15 protein-coding genes are annotated in these 15,621 nt (G+C 39.2%); 4 read left to right on the top strand and 11 right to left on the bottom strand.

Annotated elements, in window-relative coordinates; translation table 11 throughout:
* Positions 1 to 5 precede the first annotated feature (5 nt).
* The 10 genes from IE199_RS13205 to IE199_RS13160 all read right to left on the bottom strand — a co-directional run bounded on the left by IE199_RS13205 (position 6) and on the right by IE199_RS13160 (position 12,006).
* Positions 6 to 1,991 carry a TonB-dependent receptor plug domain-containing protein gene (locus IE199_RS13205; RefSeq protein WP_189771249.1) on the bottom strand — a complete coding sequence of 662 codons (1,986 nt, stop codon included), beginning with the start codon at positions 1,989 to 1,991 and terminating at the stop codon, positions 6 to 8.
* A gap of 217 nt (positions 1,992 to 2,208) precedes the next feature.
* The gene (locus tag IE199_RS13200; protein ID WP_189771247.1) at positions 2,209 to 3,591 is read right to left on the bottom strand and encodes a class II fumarate hydratase; all 1,383 of its coding nucleotides are present in this window, start codon (positions 3,589 to 3,591) and stop codon (positions 2,209 to 2,211) included.
* 16 nt (positions 3,592 to 3,607) lie between these two features.
* Positions 3,608 to 3,955 carry a hypothetical protein gene (locus tag IE199_RS13195; protein ID WP_189771245.1) on the bottom strand — a complete coding sequence of 116 codons (348 nt, stop codon included), beginning with the start codon at positions 3,953 to 3,955 and terminating at the stop codon, positions 3,608 to 3,610.
* Between the two features lie 277 nt (positions 3,956 to 4,232).
* Positions 4,233 to 5,117: a LysR family transcriptional regulator gene (locus IE199_RS13190; RefSeq protein ID WP_189771243.1), complete on the bottom strand. Its 885-nt coding sequence runs from the start codon at positions 5,115 to 5,117 to the stop codon at positions 4,233 to 4,235.
* Between the two features lie 171 nt (positions 5,118 to 5,288).
* Complete coding sequence (locus IE199_RS13185) at positions 5,289 to 6,323, bottom strand: methionine synthase (RefSeq protein WP_189771241.1); 1,035 nt, start codon at positions 6,321 to 6,323, stop codon at positions 5,289 to 5,291.
* 34 nt (positions 6,324 to 6,357) lie between these two features.
* A complete protein-coding gene (locus tag IE199_RS13180; protein ID WP_189771239.1) occupies positions 6,358 to 7,332 on the bottom strand; it encodes a DUF1852 domain-containing protein in 975 nt (324 codons plus the stop codon).
* Between the two features lie 360 nt (positions 7,333 to 7,692).
* Complete coding sequence (locus tag IE199_RS13175) at positions 7,693 to 8,487, bottom strand: DUF2884 family protein (RefSeq protein WP_189771237.1); 795 nt, start codon at positions 8,485 to 8,487, stop codon at positions 7,693 to 7,695.
* A complete protein-coding gene (locus IE199_RS13170; RefSeq protein ID WP_189771235.1) occupies positions 8,484 to 10,172 on the bottom strand; it encodes a flagellar assembly protein A in 1,689 nt (562 codons plus the stop codon). Before IE199_RS13170 ends, IE199_RS13175 begins: the two co-directional genes overlap by 4 nt.
* A 30-nt stretch (positions 10,173 to 10,202) precedes the next feature.
* A complete protein-coding gene (locus IE199_RS13165) occupies positions 10,203 to 10,529 on the bottom strand; it encodes a hypothetical protein (protein WP_189771233.1) in 327 nt (108 codons plus the stop codon).
* 196 nt (positions 10,530 to 10,725) lie between these two features.
* A complete protein-coding gene (locus tag IE199_RS13160) occupies positions 10,726 to 12,006 on the bottom strand; it encodes a CinA family nicotinamide mononucleotide deamidase-related protein (protein WP_189771232.1) in 1,281 nt (426 codons plus the stop codon).
* Positions 12,007 to 12,127: 121 nt separating this feature from the next.
* On the opposite strand from IE199_RS13160, the gene IE199_RS13155 reads away from it, so the two are divergent.
* The 3 genes from IE199_RS13155 to dapA all read left to right on the top strand — a co-directional run bounded on the left by IE199_RS13155 (position 12,128) and on the right by dapA (position 14,292).
* Positions 12,128 to 12,871, top strand: a complete 744-nt coding sequence (locus IE199_RS13155) for a DUF4097 family beta strand repeat-containing protein (protein WP_189771230.1) — start codon at positions 12,128 to 12,130, stop codon at positions 12,869 to 12,871.
* 97 nt (positions 12,872 to 12,968) lie between these two features.
* Complete coding sequence (locus IE199_RS13150) at positions 12,969 to 13,346, top strand: hypothetical protein (protein ID WP_189771228.1); 378 nt, start codon at positions 12,969 to 12,971, stop codon at positions 13,344 to 13,346.
* A 37-nt stretch (positions 13,347 to 13,383) separates the two neighbouring features.
* Entirely contained in the window at positions 13,384 to 14,292 is a 909-nt protein-coding gene (gene dapA / locus IE199_RS13145; RefSeq protein ID WP_189771226.1) for a 4-hydroxy-tetrahydrodipicolinate synthase, read from the top strand.
* Here the strand turns inward: dapA and IE199_RS13140 are convergent.
* A complete protein-coding gene (locus IE199_RS13140; RefSeq protein ID WP_189771224.1) occupies positions 14,289 to 15,167 on the bottom strand; it encodes an RluA family pseudouridine synthase in 879 nt (292 codons plus the stop codon). The two genes, dapA and IE199_RS13140, sit on opposite strands and share 4 nt — an antisense overlap.
* Before the next feature lie 102 nt (positions 15,168 to 15,269).
* Here IE199_RS13140 and IE199_RS13135 point away from each other — a divergent pair, with 102 nt between their 5' ends.
* On the top strand, positions 15,270 to 15,617 hold the full coding sequence (locus IE199_RS13135) for a ribonuclease E inhibitor RraB (RefSeq protein ID WP_189771222.1): 348 nt from the start codon (positions 15,270 to 15,272) through the stop codon (positions 15,615 to 15,617).
* The last annotated feature ends 4 nt before the right edge of the window (positions 15,618 to 15,621 follow it).

Here is a 15,621-nt window from a genome sequence, read left to right as displayed (position 1 = left end):
AGCGGTTAAAATTGGTAATGAAGGCCAATGCGAAGCTCTTGGCTAGATACTGGTCTGGGATCAAAAAGCCCCGTCTGAACGGCATCAGGGGATTGGTGTTCATTAAAGATATTATCTAAAGCTAGGTACCAATTAATTTGGTTGGTCAATTGTTGCTTTAGATTAAAATTTACTGTGGTGTAGTCTTTTTTAGCATAGCCAACAAATCCGCTCGGTAGCGCTTCGTCCGCTTGATACACTAAGTACAACAAGGCTTCTATGTCATAACTAGGTAATTCAACGCCTAAGTTAAACTTAATTTGGTGGCGAGGCCTCGTACTGAGGCGTTTACCTTGGGAATCCTCACTATCGATGTAACTGTAGTTAACTTGGCTGTACCAATGGTTAAACTTGATTTCATTCGATAAATCAAAGCCATAAATTTTTGAAGAGGCGATGTTTGTATAAACGGATATATTTAAACCCGTTAGCTCAGACTGTGCTCGATCAATAACGGTTGTGATTAAATTATCGGTTTCTGTGTAATGGGTGTTAAGTTCTGCTGAATAGTTTGCTGCACCATTAAACACTGTAGTTTGATGACTTAAGCCAATGTTAACACTGTCAGATTGCTCCGGGTTTAGCTTATCGTTGCCTAACACCATATAACCTAAGTTACTATGGTCAAAAACGTAGTACCTTTCTTTTAAATCAGGTACACGATAGCCTTGCCCGTAACCGGCTCTAAGCTGCCACTGAGATGATTTGTTACCCAGTTGCAACATACCACTGGTGCGTAATGCCGAATGAAAACCAAAATCTGAGTCTTGTTGCGCGCGAAATCCAGCAAGCCACTGATAAGACGATTTTATAAAGTTGTATTGGCTGTAAAGCTCGACACTATGGCGATTTTTACCATCAATTTCTACACTTTGTGTCGCTGGTTTTAATTGATTTAAACTGTCATAGTGCACGACAAAACCTGTGACAACTTCACCGCCACTTTGACCTGCTGATTTTGGGTTCGTTGAGCCATGTTGCCAAACTTTGATCCCGTCAATTTCAGCAAGTTCTATATCCGATTCACGTAAACTATTTGATTGGCCGCTGGTTTCTTGATGTTTGATGTATCGGGTATTGACTTTCCAATTAGCGTCACTGTTGTTTAAATTGATATCAACTTGATGCTGATCGACATCTGAGCGGTAATAAAGCTTGCCCATTTGACCGGGAATAGAAGACGATGCTCGCTTTTTACTTTCTTCAAAATATTGATATTTGAACCTTGCCTCAGTGAATTCAAATGCTTTATAACTTTGCAGATTAAAGAATGTTTTATCTAAAGCAGCGGCGTTATGGCTAACAGTATTAGCATTATAATCAAAACCTGCGTCTTGAATGACTTGAAGGTTAACTTGGTGGTGCCAGTTAAATAACGTGGATGAGGCGTTAATTTTAAATAAATGTGACAACTGATCGCCATCACGTTTTTTAAGGGCATTGTCTAAATAAGAGCTAATTTGATAAGTCAGCGATAATTGCTCGTCTTGTTCTCTTTTGGTGATGATATTGATCACACCACCCATAGCAGAGCTTCCATACAGTACAGAAGACGCACCCTTTATAACTTCTATTTGTTCGATGTTGTTAACACTGACCTGGTCTAAATCAACGGCGCCATTAGCTGGGGAGATAAGTGGCTGACCGTCTATCAGTACTAGTACATGTTTGCTATCAAAGCCCTGCATTTGTATGTTGTAGCCATCTTTTGCACTACGAGTGATAACAACACCGGGAATAAACTCTAATGTTTGCGCTAATGTACCCTGAGAAATAAGAGCAATAGTATCTCCACTGATCACTTCGACAGAAACTGGCGAATTACTTAATAATTTAGGTGTTTTTGTGCCAGTGACAACAATGTGTTCGTCAATCTCTGTTTTAAGGTTATTTGCCATTAAATGTGTAGGTAACAGCAATAATGACAATGAAAGCGGCATTAAATAATTCAAAATATTTTTCTATTTGGGCAGTAGGTATTAGCGCAAAATTCTACAAAACCTTTTGTAAATGTCAATATAAATACGAATGATTATCAATTGGGTGTGTGAGGAGGAAGATGTATTTATTTTTAAGGTTTTGTTATCTAAAACTATTTTGAAAGAAAAATATTAAGAAAAGTTAGCATGACTACTTCTGAGCGGCATGCTAACTTTATTGAACAGATGTTTAGTTTTGAACGCCACCTAACGTGAGTTTTGCAGGATCTAACAAACGGGCTAGCTCTTCCTTACTCAGATCTGTGTGTTCAGCAGCAACATCAATAATTGGCCTTTTTTGTTTATACGCTAATTTGGCGATTTCAGCGGCTTTTAAATAACCTATGATAGGGTTTAGCGCAGTAACTAGAATGGGGTTTTTAGCTAAAGCTTGTGCTAGTTTTTCTTCATTTACGGTAAAACTTGCGATGGCTTTGTCTGCTAGTAAAACACTAACATTAGACAAAATTTCAATGCTTTCCAGCAAGTTTTTGGCGATAACAGGCAGCATCACATTTAACTCAAAATTCCCCGATTGTCCGCCTATAGTAATCGTGGTGTCATTACCAATCACTTGCGCAGCAACCATAGCGGCAGCTTCTGGAATCACCGGGTTTACTTTGCCTGGCATGATTGAAGAACCCGGTTGAAGTGCTTCTAATTCAATTTCACCTAAACCTGCTAGTGGTCCTGAGTTCATCCAACGTAAATCATTAGCAATCTTCATGATACTAACCGCTGTTGTTTTTAACTGACCAGAAAGGGCAACCGCGATGTCTTGTGAGCCGATGTGAGTGAAAAAGTTATTTGCGGGTGTAAATTGAATACCTGTTTTATCAAAAAGTGCTTTGTTAAATGCTTTGGCAAAAGCAGGATCAGCGTTAATACCCGTCCCAACCGCCGTACCACCTTGAGCTAAACTCTGAATGCTAGGCTGCATTAAGGTCAGCTGCGTAATATTTTGAGCGATTTGATCAGCCCATGCATTTAATGATTGGCCTAAAGTAACCGGCATGGCATCCATTAAATGAGTGCGACCTGTTTTGACAAAATGCTCAACTTCTTTTGCTTTTTCACGAGTAGTCTGTTCAAGGTGGCGAAGGGCAGGCAATAACTTTTCGCTAAGTTCTATCGCCGCACTAATGTGTATGGTTGATGGAATAATGTCGTTGCTACTTTGTCCATAATTAATGTGATCATTGGCGCCAACGGTATCACCATAAATACGGCTTGCTAAGGTAGATAATACTTCATTAGCATTCATATTTGAGCTGGTGCCAGAGCCAGTTTGGAACACATCAACAGGGAAATTTTGCATATAATCTTCCGCTAACAATGCTTCTACTGCTTGCTCAATTGCTTGTCCCATTTGCTTGGGAATAAGCTTGAGTTCGCTATTCGCCTTTGCTGCGGCTTGTTTGGCAAGTAAAAGTGCCTTAATAAATGTTTTAGGCATAGATTGCCCACTTATGGGGAAATTATTTACTGCACGCTGTGTTTGTGCGCCGTACAGTGCATTTGTCGGCACTTGTAATTCGCCCATGCTGTCTTTTTCGATGCGGAACTGACTCATGAATTCTCCTAAAGGATTAAAGGCTATGTGATACATACTGACAGCTAATATTGAGCTCTGCCATTAATTGACGAATATGGCGTTGCGATTTATCGCTGTCAGCAAGTTTTTGTAAAGAGGATATTGGTTGATAAATATGATCTAAGCAGCATCGTCGCCAATGCTCAGGTAACAGCTCATCGACGATGGTTTCTAATAACAATCTAAATTGCGCTTCATATTGTTTACGCAAAGTCTGTCTGTTGTTAATCGCTGATAGAGCAAAATTCTCTTCCGATAGCCATAAGTTAATAAGCAAAGGGTTGTTAGGCTCATGAGCAAATCTAATTTTGTTTCTTAGCTGCTCAATCACAATGCTAGTCATATTAATACAAGATAAAACGATTTTAATTGATGTTAATGCAATTAATTATCATTATCAATATTGGCGGGTAAACTTGTTTGAAAGTGCCAGAACAAAATAGCGGGAAGTGTATTTCCAATTAAAATAAATATTTAATTCAATTGGCATAATTCGTTACCTAACTGAAAATAAGGTAACGAGTGCTAGAGGTGACTTTACGTTATTTGCAACACGGAGCGCCAAGTCGGCTACTGGCTGTTGTGTTATCAATCTAGATGTACAAATGTGAGCTAAGCTACTACTGCGTGATTTTCGCTAGCTCAACAAAGTCGGTTAAATATCCTAGATGTTGTTCGTCTTTACGCAGACCAATAAAAATTTGTTTAGCAATGCCATGTTGACCAAAACGCAGGCTTTTAATGGACATTGTTTTTGAATACTCATCAACTAACCAACCAGGTAGGGCGCAAATGCCTCGGCCAGCAGCAACCATTTGTAACATGATTTCAGTCGTTTCTATGACTTTGTGTTGTTTTACCGTGCATTTTGCAGGATCTAGAAATTGGCTAAAAATATCTAAGCGTTTAGGTTCGACCGGGTAACTAAATAGCACTTCGTTGCTAAGTTGTGTAGGTAATACAGAGTCTTGCTTAGCAAGTGGATGAGATGCAGCAACCACTAAGCGATGTTCATAATCAAAAACCGGAATGTATTGAATTTTTGGCTTAAATAAAGGATCGGGGGTGATGATCAAGTCTATTTCATAACTCAATAACGCACCTAATGCACCAAACTGAAACTCTTGTTTTACATCAATATCAATGTCAGGCCACTGGCCCAAGTATGGTTGGATGACTCTTAATAGCCATTGGTAGCAAGGGTGGCATTCCATGCCAATACGCAGCGAACCTCTTTCGCCTTTGGCTATTTGGCTTAATAGTAATTCTGTGTGTGAAAACTGGGGTAACACTCTGTTTGCTAGATTTTGGATACGTTCACCCGCAGCGGTAAGGCGCAATGTTCTACCATCTTTTTGCCAAATGGTTGTTGATAGCTGCCCCTCAAGTTTTTTTATACTGTGGCTAAGAGCAGATTGCGACAGGTGCAATGCGTCTGCGGCTTTTGTCAGGGTTCCATGTTCTTTAATTGCCGATAGAATTTCTAAATGAATTCTCTCTAACATTGGTTAACTCCAATTTAAATATTGAGCTCGATTTTATCAGCTAAGAGCTTCAAATAAAGTTGAATCTCTAACATTTTGATAAAGCGGCATTAAATGTGAAAGGTGGCAACGAAGTGGTGACACAATTGCGCTGCAATTTTTTTATTCGCATTTGTGTCACTGTGTTTAAGATTAAATTTGGCTTACTAATTCCTGACGAACGATATTTGCCCCAGCACTTAAGGCGTTAAGCTTAGCTCTTGCTACTTCACGAGATAACGGTGCCATGCCACAGTTTGTGCAAGGATAAAGCTTGTCAGCATCGACATAATTTAATGCTTTACGCAGTGTTGACGCGACTTCTTCCGGCGTTTCTATGGTATTTGAGGCAACATCGATAGCACCGACCATAATTTTTTTACCACGAACCAATTCAAGCAACTCAATAGGGACATGAGAGTTGTGGCATTCTAGGGAAATGATATCAATATTCGATTGTGCCAATTTTGGGAACACTTCTTCGTATTGACGCCATTGAGTCCCTAACGTTTTTTTCCAATCGGTATTGGCTTTAATGCCGTAACCGTAACAAATGTGAACGGCGGTTTCACAGTTTAATCCTTCTATGGCTCTTTCGAGTGCCGCAATGCCCCAATCGTTAACTTCGTCAAAAAACACATTAAATGCTGGTTCGTCAAATTGAATGATATCAACACCAACGGCTTCTAGTTCTTTTGCTTCTTGGTTGAGAATTTTGGCAAACTGCCAAGCCAGTTGTTCACGACTTTTGTAATGAGCGTCATATAAGGTATCAACCATGGTCATGGGCCCGGGAAGTGCCCATTTTATTGGCTGATTTGTTTGCTGGCGAAGAAACTTCGCATCTTCAATAAATACAGGTTTTGGGCGACTAACAGGGCCAACAACAGTGGGCACATCTGCCTCATAGCGATCGCGAATTTTTACCGTTTTTCGCTGTTCAAAATCAACCCCATCAAGGTGTTCAATAAAAGTAGTTACAAAATGCTGACGTGTTTGTTCACCATCACTGACGATATCAATGTTAGCTTGTTGTTGTTCGTTTAACGCAATACGTAAGGCATCTTGTTTTCCAGCCGATAAGTGGTCATCTTGGAGTTTCCAAGGTGACCAAAGTTTTTCTGGCTCTGCTAACCAAGAGGGTTTTGGCAAACTGCCAGCCGTTGAAGTCGGTAATAAAATTTTCATGATAAATGCTGCTATCCCTTGTTTTTTAATGCGATTAGGCGTAATTGGCTGACCATTGCTCTAACAATGACTGGTAGGGCTTTATAAAATGTTCTTCGGCAAACTTGCCTTGTTTAATCGCTAATGCACTGCGCTCTTCACGGTCATAAACAATTTGTGTTAACGAATGATCTTGGTTTTTTAAATTAGGCTGATAACAATTTCCTGCAACGGCGTTTGCGTTGTAAATTTCAGGTCGATAAATCTTTTGAAACGTTTCCATGGTGCTAATGGTACTGATCAGCTCAAGGTTGGTGTAATCATTAAGTAAGTCACCAAAGAAATAAAAAGCCAGCGGAGCTACGCTATTTGGCGGCATAAAATAACGCACCTTTAAGCCCATTTTTTTGAAATAGTGTTCGGTTAATGACGATTCATTAGCACGATATTCATAGCCTAATACCGGATGTTGATTTTCCGTACGATGATAAATTTTGTTATCCGATACACTTAAACAAATAACGGGGGCTTTTTTAAAGTGTTGCTTATAGGCTGCTGAGTTAACAAACAGTTTAAAGAGTTTGCCGTGCAGGTCGCCAAAGTTATCCGGAACACTAAAAGATTGTTGATCCTTATTATGATCAAGCAGTAATACGCTAAAATCATAATCTCTTACGTAAGAAGAAAAATTATTGCCAACAATGCCTTCAATACGCTCATTGGTAAGGTGGTCAACAATTGTGTTTTTTAACACTTCAATGGAAGGGAAGGCTTGATTAGTGCCTTGAATATCAAGATCAACCGAAACAATTTCTAACTCTACAGAATAGCGATCTCTTGTTGGATTATCCCAAAAAGCTCGTGCGTTAAAACTGTTATTGATCATCTTCAATGCATTGCGCAGGTTTTGCTGACGACTTTTACCTCGCGCTAAGTTAGCAAAATTTGTGGTAATGCGAGTACTGTCTGATGGACGATAATTTTCATCAAGGCGATGATTTTTGATGGTAAAAGTAAAATCTGTATTCATGTCGACTTGTCATCCTTAAATCTACGAAAAGCACGAGTGTGTATAACCAAATACTCAGTGTTTTTTAAATAACTAAAATATGAATTAAATGTATGGTGTGATTTATACGTTGATGCTTACATGAATAAAATTGATTTTATTTCATTGTTCTATGAATAATTTGCATGATAAGGGGGCTGCACTCAAGTTGAGGATAATTTAAAGCTAAACTACTCAAGTAAATAACCTCAGCTTCGTAAAGTAATGCCTTTTTAGCTTCTAATGTTAACGATAGGATTGCTCAAATTTAGATAGAGTAAATTTAAGTAAGAAATAGGTATGATGGAGGTAACCGCTCAACAACGTTGAACGGTCAAAGTGTTAGTGAGCTTGTATTAAATTAAACGAAGATAACTGGTCTATATTTTCATTTAACGCAGTTTCGATACTATCTAGAGCAATTAACTTTTCACAAATCTCGATAGTTTTTTGTTCAACGATGTTAACGTCAGACGATATTTCTAGCTCTAGTACATCACCCATACTTTCCATGCGTTGTTCAAAGCTTTCTTCGCGTCGCTCGTTATTCTCTCTTGTATCTTCAATTGCTTGTCCTACGGCACCTAACATAGTACCGATAGATTCAGTAACCAGTGCTTCAATTTCTTGTTCAAAGGCGCCAGCAAATACTTCTTCCAGTTCGTCAAAATCTTGTGGTGCTATGTAAAAACTGTCATCAGAATGTTTAAAACGCTTTTTCAGCCGCCATTGTAATTCATCAAACTTTTTCTGTAAGCGTTGGTGCGAAGAGCTGTTTTCTCCAGTAACACTAGCAACTACTTTGTTAACAGCATTTAGGCCAACATCAACACTTTCGATAGCAATAGAAACAATTTCAGGAACTTGTTCTCTGATCCCTGTCGCATATTGTTTTACTAAATGCGTTTGTTGATCCGATAGATAAACTTCTCTACCTTGAACAAATAGCTGTCTATCATGATTGATTTGAACAAAGGTAATACCCTGTTCAAGAATGCGAATATGTAAAGGGTCAATTATCACGCCATGTCTAAAATTAATGTCACAATGTGCATTAGCTGACGCTTGTGTAGATGACAATGCTATTGCACTGACAGCGCAGGCAAGTATAGCTTGATTAAAGTTTAATTGTTTCATGAGCTAGTAACGATTGGGTCTATTATTATTTTACGTTCTTTATATCGCAACTTACTGGGACCATACTCGCGTTTAGTTTTTTCCTGAAAGTCGCCAACAATCATTTGAACACCGTGATATACGCGTTCAGTTGCCTCTACTACAACACTTGACAGGTATTGTTGAATTTCTTCTTCAAAAATTTCCTTTTCGTTTAGCAGATCTGCAAGCACACTTGCCTGGTGACGATAAGTACTTAATACCTTATTAAGCATGTCAGGGTTTACTTTATCCTTTGGCAATTTACGCAATTTATTACTGGCATCTTTCAACTCATCAGTCTTTTGGCTCTCAGTCGCAATGCGTTCATCTAGCGCCTCAAGTTGTTGGTTTAGTTCTGCTAATTTATGTTCAAATGTAATAATTGTTGTACTACCTGCCGTGGCCCCAACTGTACCTGCGTGCACCGAAGAGCCTGCTGTAATGTGGCCAGCAATCAGTTTGCCATTAGCTTTATCTTCAGTACCAACCCAGAGGCGTTCATCCACTCTGATAATACTGTGCATTAATTGATTTTCAATACGTAAATTTTTACAAGATATTTCAGCGTATTGACAATATTTAGCAAAAATGCTGCCTTTGGCTGATAAATTGGCACTCATGTGAATATCGGCAATAGCATGTCCTTCCACTTCCTGTTTTTTGCCTATAATGCCACTACCAATAGTAATGTCACCACCAGACTCTATAAAAGCTGATTCTACGAAGCCACCAACAGTGATGTCACCGCGAGCCGTTACTTTCATGCCCTCACAAACATCACCATCGATAATTACACTGCCTTCAAAATCAATGTGTCCGGTACTCACGTCTACATTTTTAATTTGGTAGACTTCGTCAACCTGCATGCCGTTATCAATAAGGCGGGGCAATCCGACACGAGTAGATATTAATATCTCATTATTTTTAGGACTAAGAGTTGTGCCTTCACCTGCCTGTAGTTGGCAGTCTTCACCTGGCTTCGGTTCAAGCGGCGTACCCGTAACTGAATAACCTTGGATGCCTTCAGTTAGTGGGATTTTTTGCGCAAGAGGGTCGCCAATTTTCACACAAATGATGTCACCCAGATCGCGCATATCAACCGAGCCGTCTTCACGTTGTTTTGGTTGTAAAATCCGCTCCTGGGCACTTTGAACGAGTTGTTTAATTTTAGCGTCTTTGCCGTTAATGGCATCTTTGCCTAGTGCGATTTGTCCTTTGACGATTGAGCCCGGCGGCTCTTTTGCTGCATGTTGGGCTAACTTAACTAACTCTTCTTTACTAAACCCTTTAATAACACCAGCTTCTTTTGCCGCATTAAAAATTGCCTTGGCAGTTAAATGAGCTCCACCAAGAGCTGTCGTTATTTCAGCTGAAGCGCTCATTTCATCTGAACTTAACTCTATGGAAATGGTGGCATCTCTGCGCTCAAGGACTTGGTAGGTAATTTCTCTACCGCTTTGACCATTTTGTAAGGGTTTTAAAACACTGTTGAGTTCAGCAATGGCATTTTTAATATTGCCTGTGTCAACGTATAAAGCGGTGTATTCGGAAGATTCTATCATCGCGTTGACCTTGGCCTCATCAATCATGTCTGAACCTTTAATCGGCTGCAATACCAAGTCGATATTATTCTTTTTATTTGGAACTAAACTTGCTTTTGTCACGCGAAAAATCTCTGTCTAATACGGCTTAATTTATATGTAATTTTCTTGATGAATGCGAATAAAGTTAGGAGTGCCAGCTTTAGAGTAATCAATTTTGTATTCTTTGTTGTCTAATGCTTGTACAAAAATAAGTGTTTTAGTTTCACCAAACACCTCAGTTGAACCGACATCAACTACTTCTTGATACGCTTTTTTTGCATCTGAACGTTTGTGAGGAACCTCGCCTTTGTAAATACCGATACCACGGTTACTAACGATAACTACCGGATGGTGGCCATTAACAATAAGTAAATCAAACTTACGGATTTTATGAATAATGGTATTTCTGCCACTAGTGATGAAGTTTTTTTCAATCAAAATGAGCTCCCAGCTAAAATATAGCTTTGCTAATTATCGGCGAGATCTGTATTTAATTTGTTGTAATGCTTATCTCGCGCACGATAAAGGGTAATATAGTGCTTTAGTTTAAATATATAAAGTTTTGATTTAGTACGCAATAAATAACATGTGTCGTGTCTACATTCAAAACGATTATCTTATTGGGTTTTAATTGCTACTTTTCCATGTAAAAAGGTGTTTCTATCGAGCTTAATAATTCTCTGCGAATAAGATCTAACGCTCTGTTAGCTACCATATTTTGAAAGTATTCTCGATTTCCTTGGATTAAAAAGTAACGGCTTTTAAGATTTTCGCTTGTGCCCCATGCTATCCAAACTGAACCAACTGGTTTTTCTTCACTGCCACCTGAAGGGCCTGCAACGCCAGACACAGCAATAGCATAATCGGCACCCGATGCTTGAATTGCACCTAGCGCCATTTCTCTAACAACCGCTTCACTAACTGCGCCATGTTGTGCCAAGGTTTGCTGTTTTACGCCAATCGCTTTATGTTTAATTTCGTTTGAATAGGTGACATATCCTGCTTCAAAAGCTTGAGATGAGCCTGCTATTCGCGTAATTAAACTTGCTATTAACCCACCTGTGCACGATTCAGCAGTGGTAATGGTCTGGTTTTTGTCTTTTAACAGCGTTAAAACTAATTCAGCCATTGTTGGAGGCTGATGTGTGATTTCTGTCAGAATGTGATTGCCTAACAAGGTTTTTAACTGTTGGAAACAACCATTCATTAATGGACGGTGGCTGGTATCTTTAATGATCAGCTTAACTTCGAGCATAGGCGATGCTGCACGATACCCCAAGGATACTTCACTTGGCCAATCAGCAAACTGGTCAGATATTAATTGTTGAAGTTTTGCTTCACCCAAGCCAAACGTTAACAGACGTTTAACTTGATGTTGCTGAGTTTTACCTATTTGCTGGCTAATTGTGGTTAAAATTGAATCAGTCAACATGGCTTCAAGTTCACTTGGCACGCCAGGGGTACAAATAATAGTGCATTGATTAAGTGATACTTTAAAGCCTACGGCACTACCAAGGGGGTTATGTACTACTTGCGCGCTTTCTGGTAACAAGGCTTGTTTTAAATTAGCTGCACTTAGCGCTACACCCCGCTGTTTGCACCATTGCGCTAAATGTTGTTTTGCCGTTGGATTTTCAACTAAAGGTTGCTGGCATGCTAATGCTAACGCTTCTGCGGTTAAATCATCAGTTGTTGGGCCTAGGCCGCCATTAATAATCAATACATCTGCAGTGTGACTCATGTGAACAATTTCTGCGACCAGCAAATCTAAATCATCTTCAATGGTGACTTTTCGGTTTACTTTAATGCCTAAATCCATTAAATACTTTGCAATAAGGGCAGAGTTAGAATCGACGATATCGCCTGTCATCAGTTCGTTACCTGTTAACAGGAGCTGCAGGTTAGTATGGGACATAAACTTAAACTTAGATGAAATTTGAAGGCTAAATGTAACGAGTTAAAAGTTTTTTTTAAACCTTTTTATCACCTAGGGTAACTAACTAGAAAAACAGAATGAGAATTTGAAGGAAATCATAATGAAAAACATTATTTTAGCGGGCATTGTATTAACGACATCACTTCAAGTATTTGCTGACGTTCGTGATGAAGTAAAAAAGAGTTTTGTTGTCTCTGAAGGCGCAGAGTTTAGACTGAGTAATGTTAATGGTGAAGTAGACGTTCAAGGCTGGGATAAAAACGAGATCCAAGTTGTCGCTATTATTCAAGCAAAAGACCAAGAAGCTCGTGACCGCATTGAAGTGGATATGAAGGAAAATAGTCGTGGTGTTAGTGTAGAAACACAATATAAAAAGTCGAGTTGGGGCAATAATAGTGGAGGCAGTGTTAACTATCAGGTAAAACTACCGCACGGCACAAAGTTGTCTGAAGTCGAGTCAGTCAATGGTTCTATTGTGATTGAAGATGTGTCAGGTGAAATGAAGTTGACGACAGTTAATGGTTCAATAGATGCTAGTGGTTTAACCAAAGACAGTGAAGTGACATCGGTTAATGGCGGTATTGAAGTTAAGTACGCGGGTATTGCAGACTCATTACGAAATATCTCTGTTGAAACGGTTAACGGCCGCGTGAAATTAGTATTGCCTAAAGCAATTGGTGCAGATATTGAGGTGGAAACCATGCATGGTAGCATTCGCAATGACTTTGGTCTTGAAGCGAAGAAAAATGCCTTTATTGGTCGCAGTTTAGAAGGCACTATTGGTGATGGTCGTGTAAGAATTAACATTGAAACAGTTAATGGTAGCGTGAGTATTGATAACTAACACGTAAATGATATAACTAAAAAAGCGGCGCTAGCCGCTTTTTTCTATCTAAATAACAGTAGAATAGCCCACTTATTTTTTTTATTTGGTAATTAAAATGTTTGATCGTCAGCAGTTAGTTGGTAACTGGTTTAGAAGCGATGTTCAACCTAACGGTGATATCCACACTGAAATGGCGCAGTTGTCGATTGATGGCGAATACGAATTTAGTTTTGTTGTTTACGACAAAGATAACAATCTGATTCAGCAAAACATTGAGTTAGGTGATTGGGGATTAGTGGGAGACATTCATTTTACTATTGCAAAAGCAGAAGTTATTGATGATGAAACCTTACCGATGGATATGGCAGATGAAAACAATTACCACGCTTACCAAGTTTTAAAAATCGACGCGCGAGAGTTTAAATATCAGCATATTGTTAGTAAAGAAGTGTTTATACTTAAGCGTGTAGTTGATAATATCGCACACTGTTAGTTCTAGAATTTAATTCAAATATATTTTTGAGAGTCTCATGAAACAAATACAATCCGCCAGCCTGATCACGGCAATAAAAACTCCATACAATGATAAAGGTGATATTGATTTAGCAACATACGATAAATTAGTTGCTAAACAAATAGAGGCGGGCGTTGACGGAATTATAGTTGGTGGTACTACAGGTGAAGGGCACTTGTTGAGCTGGGAAGAACATTTAATGCTTATCGCCCACAGTGTTCATCAATACGGTAAAGAATTAATTATTGTTGGTAATACTGGCAGTAACAATACTCGTGAAGCAATCAAAGCGACTGAAAATGGCTTTGCCATGGGAATGGATGCTGCTTTGCAAATTAACCCTTATTATGGCCGCACCTCAGATCAGGGGGTAGTCGCCCATTTTAATAAAGTATTAGAAATTGGTCCGGCATTTATCTACAACGTACCTGGTAGAACAGGTCAAGATTTAACACCTAATATTATTGAGCAAATAGCTGACCACCCTAATTTTATTGGTGTGAAAGAATGTGCTGGTAATGAACGTATCGCTTATTACGAGCAAAAAGGCATTGCTTGTTGGTCAGGAAACGACGACGAAAGTTTTGCGGGAAGACACCAATTTGGATCTCATGGTGTAATTTCTGTTACCTCTAACTTAGTACCAGGTTTAATGCGTAAATTGATGGATGACTCAGATCCTACGTTAAATGAATCTCTACAGGAGCTAATGCATTGGTTATTCAGCGAGCCTAATCCAATTGCGATCAATACTAGTTTAATGATGACAGGGGCGGTAGAGCCTAATTTTAGGTTACCGTACCAAGCATTAACACGTGAGCAACGCGAGATTGGTTTAGCGCTTATGAAAAAAGTGGGTGTTGAGCATTTAGTTGGCGATGTACTTCATATTTTAGAAGACAGTGCAATCAGTTATACACCTTAGCAATTTAAGGTAATCGAGTTACCGATTTGCTCTAGATTTGGTCTAAGCGCTGTTGGTAACTCTACCACTTTTTCTTGTGTGGTTATCGGACAAGAAAAACTGAGTTTCACCGCACATAACTGCAAATTTACTTCACTCTGGCAATCGCCTTTACCATGTAATCTATCGCCAACCACGGGGAATCCTTGGTGCGCGGCATGTATTCGAATTTGATGTTTACGTCCTGTTTCGATTTTCACTTCAACCAAGCTCAGATTGGCCTCTTGATGATAAGCTAAGGCACTAAAGTGACTCAGCGCTGGCTTTTGGTCTACGTATTGGGTTTCAGTGTGACCTTTTAATTGGTAATGGCCGTGGCAAATAATGTGATAAGTTTTCGAAAGCTGGCGTTGCTCAAACATTTGACTAAGTGCTTTAGCGGCTTTTTTACTATGGGCAATCATGATAAGGCCCGATGCGGCTCTGTCTAATCGATGTACCAAAAAGGCAGGGCGTTGTGGCACTGTATGTTGTTCCGCCCAGCGAGTAATGGTGCAGTGATCACTCCATTTACTACCTTGTGATAACATGCCAAAAGGTTTATACAACACAGAATATTCAGTGTAATCAGCAATGACAATTGCAGGCTCTACTTGTTGTTCAAGCACTTTTTGGTCAAAGTAAAAGTGCAGGGTATCGTTAAGCTGAAGTGGCTTTTTAACTTTGCGCAGCCTTGTAGTTGATTTACCTCGGCTTAGCCAAAGTGCCCCTTTATTAATGGCCGATTTAATCTGCCCAACAGACAATTGTGCATGCGGCTGGCTGGCCGCTAACAAAACTTCAACTAGGCTCTGTTGTTGTGTGGTAATTGGAATGTGAAGTTCAAATTTTGTCATAAATAATTCAGTGCAACTTCTTTGAGGGTTTTGTAAATAAAAACTGAATAATATTGCTAAACCCGATAAACTAAACGCTATTTTAAGCAATGAGCAATAAAAATGGAACGTGATTTAAACTTGTTTCCAGAAGATGAGCATGGAGATGCCTTGTGGAGTATGTTGCAACAAGGTGATGATTTGTCTGTTTCGAGAGAGTTTCAATTTTCAATTATTTTTGCCAACGAAGAGCAAGCTTTAAAATATGGCCAGTTATTGTTGGAAAATAATCAAAAGCTGTCATTTTGCCCTTATCCTGACAACGAAAATTTACCGTGGGAAATTACCGCATATCCTGAAATGCCTGCTACCTACGAAAACGTTACTGCCTATCAACAACTATTAGAGCAAAGCTCTGCGCCATTAGGTGGTCACTTTGATGGCTGGTTTTGTCATTCGATGAAAAGCTAATGTT

Origin of the sequence: Thalassotalea marina (assembly GCF_014656435.1) — a bacterium.
Lineage (GTDB): Bacteria > Pseudomonadota > Gammaproteobacteria > Enterobacterales > Alteromonadaceae > Thalassotalea_C > Thalassotalea_C marina.
Note: the sequence above shows the minus strand (reverse complement) of the source record. Positions and strands in the feature narration are given on the sequence as shown.